Genomic DNA, 17737 nt, shown 5'->3' with positions numbered 1-17737 from the left:
AATCAAATGGTAGAAAAGCGCCATTTAAATGCAGGATTAACAGATGAGCAAGTACTTGAAATGTATAGATATATGCTATTAGCACGACGTATCGATGAAAGGATGTGGCTTTTAAACCGCTCTGGAAAAATTCCTTTCGTTGTGTCTTGCCAAGGCCAGGAGGCAGCGCAAGTAGGTACGGCATTCGCCTTTGACCGAGCTAAAGATTATTCATTGCCGTATTACAGAGACTTAGGTGTTGTGCTTGCATTCGGACAAACGCCAAGAGAAATTATGCTGCAAGGGTTTGCTAAAGCAGAAGATCCTAACTCAGGCGGCAGACAAATGCCAGGACATTTCGGACAGAAAAAGAACCGCATCGTAACTGGTTCTTCACCTGTAACTACACAAGTTCCACATGCTGTGGGCATTGCCTTGGCTGGTAAAATTGAGAAGAAAGACTTTGTAACATATGTCAGCTTTGGAGAAGGTTCCTCCAACCAGGGAGATTTCCATGAAGGTGCGAACTTTGCTGGAGTACATAAACTCCCAGTCATTTTCGTTTGTGAAAATAACAAATATGCTATCTCTGTTCCAATCGAAAAGCAATTAGCTTGCGAAAATGTGTCAGACAGAGCCATCGGTTATGGCATGCCAGGATATACAGTGGACGGCAATGATCCAATTGAGGTATATCGTGTCACTAAAGAAGCAGTTGACAGAGCAAGAAGAGGGGAAGGACCGACTCTTATTGAGACAGTCTCTTATCGTTTAACTCCTCACTCTTCTGACGATGATGACAGAACTTACAGAGGCCGCGAGGAAGTAGCAGAAGCGAAGGCGAAGGACCCTGTTATCACATTTAAAAATTATTTAACAGAAGTTGGTGTCCTGACAGAAGAAATGGACCAAGAGCTGAATGCTGATATTATGGAAATTATCAATGAAGCAACTGAATATGCAGAAAAGGCTCCATATGCAAAACCAGAAGACTCAATGAATTATGTGTACGGGAATTAAGGGGGAAAGAAATAATGGCAGTTATTTCATATATTGATGCAGTTACTATGGCCATCAGAGAAGAGATGGAAAGAGATGAAAAGGTATTTATCCTAGGAGAAGATGTCGGTGTGAAAGGTGGCGTATTTAAGGCGACAACCGGCTTATATGAACAATTCGGTGAAGAAAGAGTCATCGATGCACCACTTGCAGAATCTGCGATTGCGGGAGTCGGTATCGGTGCCGCGATGTACGGTATGAAGCCGATTGCGGAAATGCAGTTTGCTGATTTCATCATGCCTGCTGTAAACCAAATTGTTTCAGAGGCAGCAAAGATTCGTTACCGCTCTAACAATGACTGGACTTGTCCAATTGTTATTCGCGCACCATACGGCGGAGGAATTCATGGCGCTCTTTATCATTCGCAATCAGTGGAAGCAATGTTTGCCAATACGCCTGGATTGAAAATTGTTATGCCTTCCACACCGTATGATGTGAAGGGATTGCTAAAAGCAGCTGTTCGTGATCCAGATCCTGTTCTTTTCTTTGAACATAAGCGTGCATACCGCCTGATTAAAGGGGAAGTGCCTGAGGATGATTATGTACTGCCAATCGGAAAGGCAGATGTAAAAAGAGAAGGAGAAGATATTACAGTCATTACATACGGACTATGTGTACATTTCGCACTGCAGGCAGCAGAAAAGCTTGCGCAAGACGGAATATCTGCACATGTATTGGATTTGCGTACTGTTTATCCTCTTGACCAAGAAGCAATTATTGAGGCAGCTTCTAAAACAGGGAAGGTTCTGTTAATAACAGAAGACAACAAAGAAGGCAGCATCATCAGTGAGGTTGTGGCAATTATTGCAGAGAACTGCCTTTTTGACTTGGATGCACCAATCATGAGGCTCGCTGGACCAGATATTCCTGCTATGCCATATGCACCGACGATGGAAAAACACTTCATTGTCAGCCCGGAAAAAGTTGAAAATGCTATGCGTAAGCTCGCAGAATTTTAATGATTTGAGTGATAAGGAGGGATAACATGTCCAGTGAAAAGATTACCATGCCAAAGCTTGGAGAGAGCGTAACAGAAGGAACAATCAGCAAATGGCTCGTTTCTGTTGGAGATACTGTCAACAAATATGATCCATTGGCTGAGGTAATGACAGATAAAGTCAACGCAGAAATACCTTCGTCTTTTTCAGGCAGTGTTAAAGAACTGATTGCAGGAGAAGGAGATACACTGCAAGTCGGTGAAGTCATCTGCATCATTGATGTAGAAGGAGCAGAAGAAGTGACAGCAGCAGCTCCTGCTGTCAAAGAAACAGCATCAAGCAATACAACAGAAAAGCCTGCAGCAGGCAAAGCAAGATATTCACCTGCAGTACTGCGCCTGTCCCAAGAAGCAGGAATTGATCTAAGCCAGATAACAGGCAGTGGATTAGGCGGCCGAATTACAAGGAAAGATGTCTTAGCTGCTATTAACAGTGGCCAATCGATACAGCAGCCTGTTGCTGCACCAGAAAAAATCGACGTGCAAAAAGAGCAGCAAGTACACGTAGCTGTACAGCAAACAGCTCCAGCTCCTCAAGTTGTTGATGCTCAAGCAGTTCCTGGTGATATCGAGATTCCAGTAACAGGTGTGCGCAAGGCGATTGCCGCTAATATGAAGAAGAGCAAGCAAGATATTCCTCATGCTTGGACAATGATCGAGGTCGATGCAACAAAGCTTGTTCAATACCGAAACGAGGTCAAAGACTCCTTTAAAAAAGCAGAAGGCTATAACCTTACGTATTTTGCCTTCTTCGTTAAAGCAGTTGCGCAAACATTAAAGGAATTCCCGGAAATTAACTCAACATGGGCTGGCGATAAAATCATTCGCAAAAAAGATGTAAATATTTCTATAGCTGTCGCAACAGAAGATGCACTATTTGTACCAGTTATCAAAAATGCCGATGAGAAATCCCTTAAAGGAATTGCAAGAGAAATTACGGAACTTGCTGCAAAAGCAAGAAACGGTACATTGCAGCTTCATGAAATGGAGGGAGGAACCTTTACTGTGAATAACACAGGTTCCTTTGGTTCAGTTCAGTCAATGGGTATTATTAATCACCCGCAAGCGGCAATCCTGCAGGTTGAGTCGATTGTTAAGCGTCCTGTTATTAAGGATGGCATGATTGCAATTAGCGATATGGTTAATTTGTGCATGTCTCTTGACCATCGTGTGCTTGATGGTTTGGTATGTGGAAGATTTATGCAGCGTTTGAAAGAAAGATTAGAAAATACAACAAAAGACAATACGCCAATCTATTAATAGAAGATAAAACATATTAATTGAAAGTTGCGGGTCAATTGATAATAATAAGATAGATAAGTAAATACTGGACATAATGTCTTAATCAAATAAATCGGAGGGGCAAAATAATGAATATCGATTTTAATTTATTCATGAACGATGTTGTTCGCCAAGCACGCCAGGACATGGAAGAAGCTGGCTATACAGAGCTTACTACACCTGAGGCAGTAGATGAGGCTTTTGCTAAAGAAGGAACTACATTAGTGATGGTCAATTCTGTGTGCGGATGTGCAGGAGGTATTGCCCGTCCAGCTGCAGGATATTCCCTACATTATAAGAAGAAGCCGGATCATCTCGTAACGGTTTTCGCTGGACAGGATAAAGAAGCAACAGAAAAAGCAAGATCATACTTTACAGGATATGCACCATCCTCACCATCCTTTGCCTTATTAAAAGACGGGCAAATTGTGAAGATGGTAGAACGTCATGAAATCGAAGGCCATGATCCAATGGAAGTTGTCGGGAAACTGCAAAATGCATTTGAAGAATATTGTGAGGAAGTATAAACTTTCAAAATAAGTAAAAGATAGGCAGAGGAAATTATCCTCTGTCTTTTATTATAAAGTTTTTTCAGAAAAGTAGTTCAATTCATCCTTTTGGAAAATTATTTTTTTAAATGAATTTGTATAAAGTGTATTGAATAATTATTAGTTTGTGTTAAAATGCATATAGTTGTATGAATATAACTCTCATGAGAACGAAAAAACATCGCGCAAAATACATCATATTGATTATAGGGGGAAAACTTTATGAAAAAACTAATGGCACTTATGCTGTTAATGATAGCAATTCTAGCAGGTTGTGGTACAAGCACAGATGACAGCAACAGCGGAAGTTCTTCTGATAAAAAAGAACTTATTATGGGAACATCAGCTGACTATCCACCGTTTGAATACATTGATTCAGCAAAAAGTGAAGATATTATCGGATTCGATATTGATTTAGCGAATGCACTTGGTGAAAAACTGGGCTATACAATTAAAGTGAAAGACTTTGATTTCAGCGGTTTGATTCCAGCAATCCAAGCAGGCCAAGTGGACTTAGTTATGTCAGGTATGTCACCTACACCTGAAAGAAAAGAAAATGTTGATTTCAGTGATATTTACTATACTGCTCAAGATTTAGTTATTACAAAAAAAGACAGCAATATTAACAGCGTGGAAGATTTGAAAGGCAAAACAATCGGCGTACAGCTTGCATCCATTCAAGAAGATGCTGCAAATGAGATCGCAAAAAAAGTTGATGTGAAAGTCGAAAACCGTGACCGTATTCCACAGTTGGTGGAAGAAATTAAAGCAGGCAGATTTGATGCAGCAATCATTGAAGATGTAGTAGCACAAGGGTATTTGAAAAAGGATGATACTTTAAGCTCCTTTACTGCAACAGAAGCAAATGACGATGCTGGTTCTGCAATCGCGTTTCCAAAAGACAGTGATTTAACAGCGAAGTTTAATGAAGAATTGAATAAAATGAAAGAAAACGGCGAGTTGGATAAGTTAATTGTTAAATGGTTTGATAACTAACATAAATAAATAGCTTAAATAAGAAAAACGTTTAAAGAGACTCTCTTTAACGTTTTCTTATTTTTTGAAAGGATTGAGTCATTGTATGGAATTGGATTTTCAACAGTTTATTCCATCCCTTCCTTTTCTATTAAAAGGAATTATCGTTACATTAAAAATCGTATTTGTTGCAGGAATATTAGGCTTTGTATTAGGGATTGTCCTATCGATCTTAAAAATTAGCAAATTCCCAGTATTGAGCTGGATTGCAGATGCGTATACGTCTATTTTCAGAGGAACGCCGCTTGTTCTTCAGTTAATGATTATCTATTACGGCACACCGCAAATTACAGGTGTGCAAATTGAACCAGCTGCAGCGGCAATCATGTCATTCGGGTTAAACTCAGCTGCCTATATTTCTGAGATTATCCGCGCAGGAATTCTGGCTGTGGATAAAGGCCAAAAGGAAGCAGCGCTTGCTCTTGGAGTTAGCAACAGACAAGCAATGTTCGATTTAATTCTTCCACAAGCACTGAAAAACATTTTTCCAGCACTTATAAACGAAGCGGTTTCTTTAACGAAGGAATCAGCAATCGTTACAGTTATTGGTGTTACGGACATAATGAGAAGGGCTTATATAATGGGTGGAGACAAATTTTCCTATTTCGAACCATTATTGCTTGCAGGGGTAATTTATTATGTAATGGTAATGGTGCTGACATTGCTTGCGAAGGTTCTTGAAAGGAGAATGAGAAGAAGTGATTAATGTTCAACAATTGCATAAATCATTCGGTTCCTTACAAGTTTTGAAAGGAATCTCAACAGAAATAAAAAAAGGTGAGGTAGTGACAATTATCGGGCCATCTGGTTCTGGTAAATCCACTTTCCTGCGCTGCCTGAATTTATTAGAAGTGCCGACTGAAGGCAAAATTTTCATTGATAATGTGGAAGTTACAGCTAAGAAGGCTAACATTAAAAAAATGAGAGAAAATGTCGGAATGGTATTCCAGCACTTTCATCTTTTCCCGCATAAGACTGTCCTGCAAAATGTCACTTATGCACCAATTAAAGTTAAAGGTATGAGCAAATCTGAGGCTGAAAAGCAAGGGAAAGAGTTGCTGCAGAAAGTCGGCTTGGCTGAAAAGGCTAATGAATATCCGAATCGTCTTTCTGGCGGACAAAAGCAAAGGGTAGCAATTGCCAGAGCACTTGCTATGAATCCAGAGGTTATTTTGTTCGATGAACCTACTTCAGCTTTAGATCCGGAAATGGTTAAGGAAGTACTTGAAGTTATGAAATCATTGGCGAATACAGGGATTACGATGCTGATTGTTACACACGAAATGGGCTTTGCTAGAGAAGCTGCAAGCAGAGTATTGTTCTTGGATCAAGGCTCAATCGTTGAGGATGCGCCGCCTGCAGAGTTCTTTTCAAATCCGAAAAGTGCAAGAGCGAAAGAGTTTTTAGAAAAAATGCTGTAATAGTAAAAAGCTGTCTTGATAAAAGGCAGCTTTTTTTATTTTACTGGTTATTAGACATGATAATCTTTCCCAAAGACTTGCTATCTATGTAATAGCCGCTAACTCGGCCTAGTTATGGGGAATCAAATAAATTCTAGTTATCATTTAGCTATTAATAAACTATAGTATAAAAATACAGTGTTCACACATACTAGACTAAAAAGGATGTGTGTGGATGCTGAAATTACTGGCAGGTCTGCTGCTGGCTGTGTCTCCGATTTGGCCGCTTGGCGATAATCCAATGCCGGGCGACCCGTTCGTTATTATAAATAAAAGCACGAATCAAATGGCATTAGTGGATGATAACAGGGTGCAGACACTTATTAGTGTGGCGACAGGAAAAAAGGATGAACTCACACCTGAAGGGCTGTTTACTGTGACTGTAAAGGCAATAAATCCTTATTACCGCAAGAAGGATATTATGGGCGGAGATCCGAAAAACCCGTTAGGCACAAGATGGATTGGGTTTGATGCAGAAGGCACAGAAGGAAGAACATACGGAATTCATGGCACGAACAATCCAGCCTCCATTGGCCATTATGTGTCACAAGGCTGTGTGCGTATGCAAAATGAGGCAATTGAGTCAATCTTTCAATCTGTTCCTTTAGGTACAAAGGTGCTGATTACAGATTCCAGTAAGGATGCTGAATCGTTAGCTGTTGAATATGGAGCAATTGATAAAGGCATAAATATGTAAAGAAGCACTTTTCAAATACTCTTGAAAAATATTCAGTTTGAAATTCCCACTATATTTAGCCATAAAAAAACACCTCAAAAGTTAGATTTCAACTCTAACTTTTGGGGTGCAGCACTTAATAACAGGCCATTTTTTATTTAGAACAGCATGCTCAATCCAATCATTAGAGTAGAAAGCAACATGATAAAAATCATCAAATACACGACGATCTTTTGAAATTTTTTGTTCATAAATTCCTCCATTTATCTGCTTATTCTTGTCCTTCTATTTTACTAGGAAAAGCATAAAGTAACAACTATAAAGAAATTTCCATGAATCAAAGCGAATATATTCAAACATTTGCTGATTTAGGTGTATACTAATAAAGTGAGTAATTATTTGGAGGAACGAAATATGATAAATAACGAACGTTTATTAAATCAGTTTTTGGAGCTTGTGCAAGTAGATTCCGAAACAAAATATGAAAAAGAGATTTGTGCATTGCTGAAAAGCAAATTTGAAGCACTTGGCTTAGATGTATTTGAAGATGACACAACAGCTGTAACTGGCCATGGTGCCGGAAATTTGATTTGTACACTGCCAGGAAATGCAGAGGGAGCAGATCCAATTTACTTTACTTCTCATATGGATACTGTAGTTCCAGGTGTCGGCATTAAGCCTTCCATTAAAGATGGCTATGTCGTAACTGACGGCACAACTATTTTAGGTGCTGATGATAAGGCAGGTCTTGCAGTTATGCTTGAAGTTATCACTGTCTTGAAAGAGCAGTCTATCCCGCATGGCACTATTCAATTTGTCATCACAGTCGGTGAGGAGTCTGGATTGGTTGGAGCTAAAGCGCTAGATCCGTCCCTTTTAAAAGCTAAATACGGCTATGCACTTGATAGTGATGGAAAAGTCGGCAATATTGTTGTCGCTGCACCTACACAAGCAAAAATTAAAGCGACCATCCTTGGCAAAACAGCTCATGCTGGTGTTGCACCTGAAAAAGGCATTTCTGCGATTACGATTGCATCAAGAGCTATTTCCAATATGCCTTTAGGCAGAATTGACAGTGAGACAACAGCAAATATCGGACGTTTCGAAGGCGGCCAGCAAACGAATATCGTTTGTGACCATGTGGATATCCTTGCAGAAGCGCGTTCGTTAATAGCTGAAAAAATGGAAGCTCAAGTAGAAAAGATGAAGAGTGCATTTGAAACAGCTGCTAAAGACATGGGCGGTCAAGCGATTGTTGATGTCGAAGTAATGTACCCAGGTTTCAAGTTTGGCGAAGGAGACCATGTTGTGGAAGTGGCGCGCAAAGCAGCAGCAAAAATCGGCAGAAGCTGTGAATTGCAGCAAAGCGGCGGCGGCAGCGATGCAAATGTAATTTGTGGGTTTGGTATTCCAACAGTTAACCTTGCAGTCGGTTATGAGGAGATACATACAACAAATGAGAGAATGCCAATCGAAGAACTGAATAAATTGGCAGAGATGGTTGTGGCAATTATTGAGGAAGTTGCAGCAGCAAAATAATAAAAAGCTTTCCCCTAAAAGGGAAAGCTTTTTATTATGGAGAAATAACAGGAGTGATATACTGAAATAATGTCAATTAACGGATAAAAACAGCTAGATTTAGTCGTTTTGGTAGAGGATATAAGATAAAATTAGTATAATAATACTAGAGTGACTTTCAAATAACATCCATTTACATAAAAAATTAATAGAAAGCGAGAGAAGTATAAATGATACAGGATTTAGATAAAGCGGTAATATTTCAAGTTGGTTCAGGAGAATACTCTATTTCCATTAAGCACGTTATATCCATCGAAAAAGAGGAAAATATAACAAATATAGCTCAGCTGCCTTCTTATGTGCTTGGAATTACGAAGGTGCGGGATGAGCTTATTCCCGTTATTGATCTGCAAAATGTATTGTATAATAAGGCAACGCAGTCTAATGAGCACAACAGGCTGATTGTTATTAAAACAGAAGAACTGTCATTTGCTGTCTTAGTTCATGCAGCCAAGGAAATAATAGATGTAAAAGCAGAGATGATTAAACAAGCAGGCTTGTCTGCCTATCAAAAGACAAGCTATTTCACAGGTGTCTTGAATCTGGAAGACAATCGCCTCGTTATGGTGATTGAGCCGCATATTCTGCTTGATTCCCTTGATGGCATCAAAGAAATTAAGGATTATATGAACAAACAGCCTGTGTAGTAAAGATAGGATGGGTGATTTTAATGAAGGAATTCTATCCGAAAAAGGGCAGAGTCATTCTGCATGTCGATATGAATAGTTTTTATGCATCAGTAGAAATGGCATACGAGCCTTCATTAAAAGGAAAACCGCTTGCCATTGCAGGCAATGTGGAGGAACGAAAAGGGATTATTATTACATGCAGTTATGAGGCCCGAAAGTTCGGTCTAAAGACGACGATGCCCCTTTGGGAAGCGAAAAGATTGTGTCCTGAGCTGATTATCATGAAACCCCAGTTTGACAGGTATCGCACAGCTTCTGCTGCTATGTTTGACATTTTGCGGGAATTCACCGATTTAGTAGAACCTGTATCCATTGATGAAGGCTATCTTGATATAACAGAAAGCTATGAGTTTGGAACTCCCCTTGAAATTGCGGAGTCTATTCAAAAAAGGATACACGACCGCCTGGATTTGCCATGCAGTATTGGAATTGCTCCAAACAAATTTCTCGCGAAAACCGCTTCCGATTTTAAGAAGCCAATGGGCATTACTGTTCTGAGAAAAAGGGATGTGCCAAACGTCTTATGGCCTCTTGAAGTCGAGGAAATGCATGGCATTGGCACAAAAACAGGTGAAAAGCTGAGGAAGCAGGGCATAACGACAATAAAGGATTTGGCGCATGCTGATTCAATCCAGCTGAAGGCAGTGCTTGGGATAAACGGTCTCCGTTTAAAGGACAGAGCGAATGGAATGGATAACAGACAAGTTGATCCTGAAGCTGCTAAAGAGTTCAAGAGCATCGGCAATTCATCCACATTGCCGAAGGATACAGCAAATCAGCAGGAACTATTTGCAGTAATTACAGAATTGGCCCATAAGGTTGCAACCCGAATGAAGCGCAAGAAAGTCCATGCAAAGGGGTTAAGTGTTACAATCCGGTATGGAAATAGGAAGAACTTTTCAAAAAGCAGAAAGCTTAATAACCCGGTGAAAGCGGAAAGTGACTTAATCTACATCGCAAAGGAACTGTTTCTTCAAGCCTGGGACGGCAATGCGGTCAGACTGCTTGGCATAACTGCAACTGATTTAGTAGAGAATAGCTATGTTGCCAAACAACTTGATTTATTCTCGTTTGAAAAAGAAGCAGAAAAAGAGCCTTTATGGAAAACTATTGAACAGTTAAAGGCAAAATACGGTTCGAAAATTATTGAACCGGCCTCAGAAAATGCAGTTTCAAAGGCTGATGAAAATGTAGGAACACAAACAAGTTTTAACAAAGATTTCCTCCAAGGAAAGTAGTTTTATAAGTAATTTACTTTTTAAGAAAATTTTTTTCAGAATTTCGATGAAAGTTTGTTTGGAATGAGCTAGAATAGTTGTATAAATAGTAGAATCTTGCTAAAGTAAAGTGAATTCTACTATAAAGCTAAGGATACATAGTTTAGAAGGGACGTTAAAAGATGACAAAACAGCAATTTGGGGTTATTGGTTTAGCAGTCATGGGTAAAAACCTTGCTATGAACATCGAAAGCAGGGGCTACACTGTTTCAGTATTCAACCGTTCAAAAGAAAAAACGGAAGAAATGCTGCAAGAAACAGAAGGTAAAAACATTGTTGGCACATACACAATGGAGGAATTTGTTCAATCATTAGAAGTGCCGCGCAAAATCATGCTTATGGTTAAAGCAGGTCCAGCAACAGATGCTACAATTGAACAATTGAAGCCATTGCTTGATAAAGGCGACATTGTTATTGACGGAGGAAACACTTTCTTCGTAGATACGCAAAGACGCAACAAAGAATTGAGTGAGCTAGGTATCCACTTCATTGGTACTGGTGTATCTGGTGGTGAAGAAGGAGCACTAAAAGGGCCTTCTATCATGCCTGGTGGACAAAAAGAAGCTTATGAGCTAGTAGCTCCTATCTTCAAAGATATCTCTGCAAAAGTAAACGATGAGCCTTGTACAACATACATCGGTCCAGACGGTGCTGGTCATTATGTAAAAATGGTTCATAACGGTATTGAGTATGGAGATATGCAATTAATCTGTGAAGCTTACTTCATCATGAAGCATGTTCTTGGCCTTGATGCTCAAGAATTGCATGAAGTATTTGCTGACTGGAACAAAGGCGAATTAGACAGCTACTTAATCGAAATCACTGCAGACATCTTCACTAAAGTGGATGAAGAAACAGGCAAGCCGCTTGTAGACTTAATCCTTGACACTGCAGGCCAAAAAGGTACTGGTAAATGGACAAGCCAAAGTGCACTTGACTTAGGTGTTCCACTTCCAATGATTACTGAATCAGTATTTGCACGCTTCATTTCTGCAATGAAAGAAGAGCGTATTAAAGCAAGCAAAGTATTGACTGGACCAGAAATCAAGCCGTTTACAGGCGATAAAGCTGCATATATTGAGTCTGTTCGCAAAGCCCTATACTTGAGCAAGATCGTTTCTTATGCGCAAGGTTTCGCGCAAATGAGATCTGCATCTGAAGAGTATAACTGGGATCTTAACTACGGCGAAATCGCAATGATTTTCCGCGGAGGCTGCATCATCCGTGCACAATTCCTGCAAAAAATCAAAGATGCTTATGACCGTGACCCAGAATTGAAGAACTTGTTGCTTGATCCATACTTCAGCGATATCGCAGAGCAATACCAAGCTGCTCTTCGCGAAGTAATCTCAGGTGCTGTATTGAACGGTATTCCTGTACCAAGCTTTGCTGCTGCACTAGCGTATTTCGATAGCTACCGTACAGAAACGCTTCCAGCAAACCTTCTTCAAGCACAACGTGACTACTTTGGTGCACACACATACCAACGCACGGATAAAGAAGGCGTATTCCACACTAACTGGATGAAATAAACAGTTAAAACAAAAAAACACCATTCGGTGTTTTTTTGTTTGCTGAATTTTATACAAATTCAATATCAATACATACAATCTCCGAGCGGCTGCCCATGCGGATTGGAGGACCCCAAAATCCATAGCCAGATGAAACAATGGCATGAAGCTGCTCTTTTTGTTTATAGCCCCAATCTAATTCAAATACTTTTCTAGTAATTAAATGGTTTGGTGCCATTTGACCTCTATGTGTATGGCCAGATAAAGATAAATCGATGCCCTCCTCCATAGCTTGCACTAACTCTGCTGGCTGGTGATCCATCATGATGACAGGGAGATCAGCAGGTTTTTGGTGAGCCAATTCCCTGATAGGCAAGCGGTCTTTGTCTGTCTTATCTTTTCTGCCAATCAGGATAAATCGGTCATCTATGACTTCTGTCTCATCCATTAAAATCGTTACACCGACACGATTCATTTCCTCCAAAAACTCCGGAATTTTTTTACCATAATATTCATGATTTCCTAATACACCATAAATTCCTAAAGGAGCGGTTAATTCCATCATTTTATCACCCATTCTTTTACGGAGGAAGGGAATAGGGTCATCATCAATAATATCACCTGGAAAAAGAATGATATCAGGTTCCAGTCCATTGATTTGCTCTACAAGCCGGTTTAAGTGGGCATTGCCTGATAATGTGCCAAAATGCATATCGGATGCCATTGCTATCTTCAGCTTACTAGGTTTTGCTGTACCTTTAGGGAGCATAAGCTCATATTGTTTAATAACAGGGGAGTAAGCATTATAGCTCCCTGCAATCAGTAAATAAGCAAAAGCTATAAAGGTCATAATTCCAATAATGGCAACTGTTTTATCGGCATCCGTAAATCTTGAAATAATATATGCTGCTAAGTCAGCTATTGGCAAGATAAGGACAGCATATTGAAGAAAACCGAGCCAATACGAACCGACAATCCGGAATAAGGGAATGGAACGGATGAGATGGCCGGCAAAATACGAATACGCAACGATAAGCAGTATAGCCGTCAAAACAGGAACATACACATTCGGCAGCAATACTTCAAGCCATGTGAAGATATTCCAGCCAATATATAAAATAATTAAATTATATAGAAGAAACACGAGTAAAAATTGCACGACTATTTTTGTTTTTCCCATCAAACTTCGAAACTCCCATCATAATATTGATAAGTACATAAAAACGTGAAATCGAGGATTTCACGTTTTAATATTGTTATTATTATAATCAGCAAACATCTACTTCAAACTGACTTAGCGGCCACCAGAAGAATCCGTCTTTCTCAAGAAGCTCATCTGCTTCTTTCGGACCCATGCTGCCAGAAACATAGTTCGGGAAGTTTTCTGCTGGAGTGCTTGCCCAAGCTTGTGAAATCTTATCAACATAGCTCCAGGAAAGTGCCACTTCATCCCAGTGGGTAAAGTTTGTTGCGTCACCATGAATGCTGTCATCAATCAGCTTTTCATATGCCTCTGGAGTATTGATGCTTGCGATGCCTGTGTTGGCATAGCTTAATTTAATTGGTGTAGCTTCCATGTTTTGGCCGGCTTTTTTTGCATTTAAGTGCAAGGTGATTCCTTCTTCCGGCTGGATATGGATAACAAGCAGATTTGGCGTTAACGCTTGATCTGGTCTGTCATAAAGATTCATTGGGATATCTTTAAATTGAACGACAATTTTGGTTGATTTTGATTCAAGGCGTTTTCCTGTACGGATATAGAATGGCACACCAGCCCAGCGGAAGTTATCAATCATCACTTTTCCAGCCACAAATGTTTCGGTTTGCGACTCTGGATTTACCATTTGTTCTTCGCGGTAGCTAGGAACCTCCAAATCTTCCACTACACCTTTTCCGTATTGCCCTCTGACGAAATAATCCTTCACTGCATCCCCTTCAACAGGTCTCATTGCACGGAATACTTTAACCTTTTCAGAGCGGATTTCATCTGGAGTCAGACGGATTGGCGGCTCCATTGCAAGCAAGGCAACCATTTGCAGAATATGGTTTTGCACCATGTCACGCAAAGCGCCGCTTGTTTCGTAATACCTTCCTCTTTCTTCCACACCCAACACTTCACTAGAAGTGACTTGAATATTGCTGATATAACGGTTATTCCATAGATTTTCGAAAATAGCATTGGAAAAACGAATTGTTTCAATATTTTGAACCATCGCTTTACCAAGATAGTGGTCAATGCGGTATACTTCATTTTCTGCAAATGCCGTACGAATTTGTTCATTCAGCTCTTTGGCTGATTCTAAATCATGTCCAAACGGCTTCTCGATAATCAGGCGCTTAAAGCCAGCAACATCTGTCAGACCGTCCTCTTTTAAATGTATGGCAATCGGACCAAAGAACTCAGGTGCCATTGCTAAGTAGAACACTCTGTTTCCGCCCAAATTATATTTATTATCCAAGTCGTCCGCAATGTTTTTCAAAGCAGCATAGGAACTGGAATCAGCTACATCATGCGAATGGTAGCAGAAGTGGGAAGCGAATGCTTCTAAATCCTTGCTGCCAGATATTGCTTCAGCGACAGAGTTTTGTACATTTTGTTTGAATTGCTCATCTGTTAAAGTTCTTCTTCCGACGCCGACTACAGCAAAACGAGAAAGTTTGCCTTTTTGGTATAGACGGTAAAGGGAAGGAAACAGTTTTCTGTTTGCCAAATCTCCAGTTGCCCCAAAAATCATGATTAACGCAGTAGATTGTTGATTTTGATTCACGTACATGGACCTCTTTTCTATATATATGTATGATCTTTGTATCCCCATTGTTGTTGTTCAAGTTCTTGCAAAACTCGGTTTGCAAGCCTTGAGCATCTGTACAGATATAGAATTTTAGCTGACTAAAGTTAATTTGGCAAATATTATGTTTGAATATTTGAAAATTTTTAAAAGGTAAGCAGCCTATATCCATATCTGAAAAATATGTTGTCTTTTTAGATATTACATGATAATAGGGAAACTTACTAGGAAAAAGTTTTAATATATTTGGTTTGTGGCATTTTTTGCCGTATACTGCTATTAGTATCGATTTTTTTGTGCAAAATGTCCAATCACATACCCATACTTTTAGTAGAAAGAAGCTTAGAAAAAGAGAAAGAAGTGACTTGAATATGCAGCTTACATTTTTAGGAACAGGAGCTGGCATTCCAGCCAAGGCAAGAAATGTGACGAGCATCGCATTGAAACTGCTCGAGGAAACAGGAAGCATTTGGCTGTTTGATTGTGGGGAAGCAACACAGCACCAAATTTTACATACGAACATTAAACCGAGAAGAGTGGAAAAGGTGTTTATCACCCATCTTCATGGCGATCATTTATATGGGTTACCAGGCTTCTTAGCAAGCAGATCCTTTCAAGGAGGAGAAACACCTCTTACTGTATACGGACCAAAAGGAATTGCTGAATATATTGCTGTTAGTCTGAAGGTTAGTCAAACATACTTAAAATATGAATTAAAGATAGTAGAAATAGAAGATGGCATTATATTAGATGAAGATAAATTCACAGTGGAAGCGAAAATGCTGGAGCATGGTGTGGTGAGCTTTGGCTACCGTATTGTGGAAAAGAATAAGCCTGGTGTTCTGCAAACAGACAAACTGGCAGAAATCGGAGTAAAGCCTGGACCGATATTTAAAGAGATTAAAGCAGGCCGAAAAGTTACCCTTGAAGATGGCAGTATCATTGATGGCAGAGATTTTGTTGGACCTAGTATTAAGGGGAGAATAGTCACAATTTTAGGTGATACAAGAACCTGTCAAGCAGCAGTAGAGCTTGCAAAAGATGCTGATGTGTTAGTACATGAAGCCACTTTTGCTGAAGGGGAAGCAGACATAGCAAAGGAATATTATCATTCGACGACAACACATGCAGCTGCAAACGCAAAGGCAGCGGGGGCGAAATTTTTGATTCTTACCCATATTAGCGCCAGATATGATTGTGCCGACAGCCTTCTTGAAGAAGCAAAACGAATATTCCCGCCATCCTCTGCTGCAGAGGATTTCAAGGAATATGATATTCCAGTACAAAAAGATAGCGATTAATCATGAATGATATAAGAGGTGAAACGGATGGAAAGCTTACAAGGTAAAAATATCATAATAACAGGAGCATCATCAGGAATTGGCGAAAGGCTTGCTATCAATATAGCATTGCTTGGTGGAAGACCAATCCTGATTGCGCGAACAGAGGAAAAGCTCCAAAAAATCGCAGCAAAAATACAAAGTGAAACAGCAGTAAATCCAATCTATTTCGCTTTAGATGTAAGCGATCTGGAAAAAGTGCATGAGGTATTTGCTGAAATTAAGGAACAGGTCGGTTTTGTTGATATTTTAGTGAACAATGCCGGCTTTGGCATTTTTGAGTACCTCCATGAAACAAGTATTGCTGATATGGAAAGAATGTTTGCTGTCAATGTTCTAGGACTGATTGCTTGTACGAAGGAAGTTTTGCCGTCGATGTTAAGTGCCAATAAAGGTCATATAATTAACATTGCCTCACAAGCCGGCAAGCTAGCGACAGCTAAGTCAAGCGGCTATTCAGCAACAAAGCATGCTGTGTTAGGCTTCACTAACAGCTTGCGAATGGAGGTTGCTAAAACCAATATCCGTATTTCAGCAGTTAACCCAGGACCAATTGATACTAATTTTTTTGAGATTGCAGATAAATCCGGCAACTATGCAAAAAATGTGGAGAAGTTCATGCTTTCCACAGATTATGTTGCGGACAAGATAACAGCGCTGATTTTAAAACCGAAAAGAGAGTTGAATTTGCCGAAATGGATGAATGCAGGCAGCGTTCTTTATAATCTGTTTCCTCGTATTGCTGACCGGATTATGGGCGGCATGCTGGACAAAAAGTAATCTCCTTAACGGTAATATAGCCAAAAACCTTAATTTCAGCCATTTTAAGCATTTTTCTATAGCTATTTATCCAATGAATGCAAGTCCTTTTTTAGTGTTAAATGGTAGTATCCTACTAGAATTTAGTATATACTAGTTTCAATCTTAACTTAGAAGAATCTTCCGTTTAGGAAGTTAGTGGTCAGAAAGAGGGATGAAGATGGAAAAAGCAACATTTGCAGGCGGATGCTTTTGGTGTATGGTAACGCCTTTTGAAGAGCTTCCGGGAATCGGAGGCATTGTATCAGGGTATTCAGGAGGACATGTTGAAAATCCTACATATGAACAAGTGAAAACGGGTAGCACTGGACATGCAGAAGTGGTACAAATCACGTTCGATCCAGAGGTTTTTCCATATGAGAGACTGCTGGAGCTGTATTGGCAGCAAATAGATCCGACAGACAGCGGCGGGCAATTCCAAGACAGAGGTTCCCAGTACCGTACTGCTATTTACTATCATAATGAAAAGCAAAAACAGTTGGCAGAAAACTCGAAAAAGGCAATTGAAGACAGCGGCCGTTTCAAAAAGCCGATTGTAACAGAAATTGAGCCGGCAGCTATCTTTTATCCAGCTGAAGACTATCATCAAGATTATCATAAGAAAAATAAACAGCATTACAAAGAGGACAGAGCAATGTCTGGAAGAGATGAGTATATAAACGAGCACTGGAAATAAGCAAAAAAAGACATGCAAAGAAC

General features: G+C 39.8%; 18 protein-coding genes. 15 read left to right on the top strand and 3 right to left on the bottom strand.

Annotation, left to right across the window (positions count from 1 at the left end):
- Positions 1-6 precede the first annotated feature (6 nt).
- The 8 genes from MKX82_RS13145 to MKX82_RS13110 all read left to right on the top strand — a co-directional run bounded on the left by MKX82_RS13145 (position 7) and on the right by MKX82_RS13110 (position 7056).
- Entirely contained in the window at positions 7-999 is a 993-nt protein-coding gene (locus MKX82_RS13145) for a thiamine pyrophosphate-dependent dehydrogenase E1 component subunit alpha (protein WP_233314714.1), read from the top strand.
- Between the two features lie 14 nt (positions 1000-1013).
- The gene (locus MKX82_RS13140; RefSeq protein ID WP_341077705.1) at positions 1014-1997 is read left to right on the top strand and encodes an alpha-ketoacid dehydrogenase subunit beta; all 984 of its coding nucleotides are present in this window, start codon (positions 1014-1016) and stop codon (positions 1995-1997) included.
- Positions 1998-2023: 26 nt separating this feature from the next.
- Positions 2024-3295 (top strand): dihydrolipoamide acetyltransferase family protein, encoded by a 1272-nt coding sequence (locus tag MKX82_RS13135; protein ID WP_341077702.1) that lies wholly within the window; start codon positions 2024-2026, stop codon positions 3293-3295.
- A 110-nt stretch (positions 3296-3405) separates the two neighbouring features.
- Positions 3406-3843, top strand: a complete 438-nt coding sequence (locus tag MKX82_RS13130) for a BrxA/BrxB family bacilliredoxin (protein ID WP_341077700.1) — start codon at positions 3406-3408, stop codon at positions 3841-3843.
- 243 nt (positions 3844-4086) lie between these two features.
- Positions 4087-4860, top strand: coding sequence for a transporter substrate-binding domain-containing protein (locus MKX82_RS13125; RefSeq protein ID WP_233313234.1), 774 nt, complete (start codon positions 4087-4089; stop codon positions 4858-4860).
- A gap of 85 nt (positions 4861-4945) precedes the next feature.
- Entirely contained in the window at positions 4946-5605 is a 660-nt protein-coding gene (locus MKX82_RS13120; protein WP_233313235.1) for an amino acid ABC transporter permease, read from the top strand.
- Complete coding sequence (locus MKX82_RS13115; protein WP_233313237.1) at positions 5598-6320, top strand: amino acid ABC transporter ATP-binding protein; 723 nt, start codon at positions 5598-5600, stop codon at positions 6318-6320. Before MKX82_RS13120 ends, MKX82_RS13115 begins: the two co-directional genes overlap by 8 nt.
- A 214-nt stretch (positions 6321-6534) precedes the next feature.
- Positions 6535-7056 carry a L,D-transpeptidase gene (locus MKX82_RS13110; RefSeq protein WP_233313238.1) on the top strand — a complete coding sequence of 174 codons (522 nt, stop codon included), beginning with the start codon at positions 6535-6537 and terminating at the stop codon, positions 7054-7056.
- A 137-nt stretch (positions 7057-7193) separates the two neighbouring features.
- Here MKX82_RS13110 and prli42 read toward each other — a convergent pair whose 3' ends face one another.
- Positions 7194-7286, bottom strand: coding sequence for a stressosome-associated protein Prli42 (prli42, locus tag MKX82_RS13105; RefSeq protein ID WP_233313242.1), 93 nt, complete (start codon positions 7284-7286; stop codon positions 7194-7196).
- A gap of 163 nt (positions 7287-7449) precedes the next feature.
- On the opposite strand from prli42, the gene MKX82_RS13100 reads away from it, so the two are divergent.
- The 4 genes from MKX82_RS13100 (at position 7450) to gndA (ending at position 12111) form a co-directional block, all read left to right on the top strand.
- Positions 7450-8574, top strand: a complete 1125-nt coding sequence (locus MKX82_RS13100; RefSeq protein WP_233313244.1) for a tripeptidase T — start codon at positions 7450-7452, stop codon at positions 8572-8574.
- Between the two features lie 209 nt (positions 8575-8783).
- A complete protein-coding gene (locus tag MKX82_RS13095) occupies positions 8784-9260 on the top strand; it encodes a chemotaxis protein CheW (protein ID WP_245399879.1) in 477 nt (158 codons plus the stop codon).
- A gap of 23 nt (positions 9261-9283) precedes the next feature.
- On the top strand, positions 9284-10540 hold the full coding sequence (locus MKX82_RS13090; protein WP_341077687.1) for a DNA polymerase IV: 1257 nt from the start codon (positions 9284-9286) through the stop codon (positions 10538-10540).
- Positions 10541-10701: 161 nt separating this feature from the next.
- A complete protein-coding gene (gene gndA / locus MKX82_RS13085; RefSeq protein WP_341077685.1) occupies positions 10702-12111 on the top strand; it encodes an NADP-dependent phosphogluconate dehydrogenase in 1410 nt (469 codons plus the stop codon).
- A 49-nt stretch (positions 12112-12160) separates the two neighbouring features.
- Here gndA and MKX82_RS13080 read toward each other — a convergent pair whose 3' ends face one another.
- Positions 12161-13270, bottom strand: a complete 1110-nt coding sequence (locus MKX82_RS13080; RefSeq protein WP_237942315.1) for a metallophosphoesterase — start codon at positions 13268-13270, stop codon at positions 12161-12163.
- Between the two features lie 88 nt (positions 13271-13358).
- Positions 13359-14864: a glucose-6-phosphate dehydrogenase gene (gene zwf, locus MKX82_RS13075; RefSeq protein WP_245399878.1), complete on the bottom strand. Its 1506-nt coding sequence runs from the start codon at positions 14862-14864 to the stop codon at positions 13359-13361.
- 386 nt (positions 14865-15250) lie between these two features.
- Here zwf and rnz point away from each other — a divergent pair, with 386 nt between their 5' ends.
- From rnz to msrA, 3 genes are all read left to right on the top strand, one after another.
- On the top strand, positions 15251-16180 hold the full coding sequence (gene rnz, locus MKX82_RS13070; RefSeq protein WP_233313249.1) for a ribonuclease Z: 930 nt from the start codon (positions 15251-15253) through the stop codon (positions 16178-16180).
- Between the two features lie 27 nt (positions 16181-16207).
- Positions 16208-16999 (top strand): SDR family NAD(P)-dependent oxidoreductase, encoded by a 792-nt coding sequence (locus MKX82_RS13065; protein WP_233313251.1) that lies wholly within the window; start codon positions 16208-16210, stop codon positions 16997-16999.
- Between the two features lie 199 nt (positions 17000-17198).
- Positions 17199-17714, top strand: coding sequence for a peptide-methionine (S)-S-oxide reductase MsrA (gene msrA, locus MKX82_RS13060; protein ID WP_237941683.1), 516 nt, complete (start codon positions 17199-17201; stop codon positions 17712-17714).
- Positions 17715-17737: the final 23 nt, after the last annotated feature.

It is taken from the genome of Niallia sp. FSL R7-0271 (assembly GCF_038005785.1).
Classification (GTDB): Bacteria; Bacillota; Bacilli; order Bacillales; family Cytobacillaceae; genus Niallia.
Note: the sequence above shows the minus strand (reverse complement) of the source record. Positions and strands in the feature narration are given on the sequence as shown.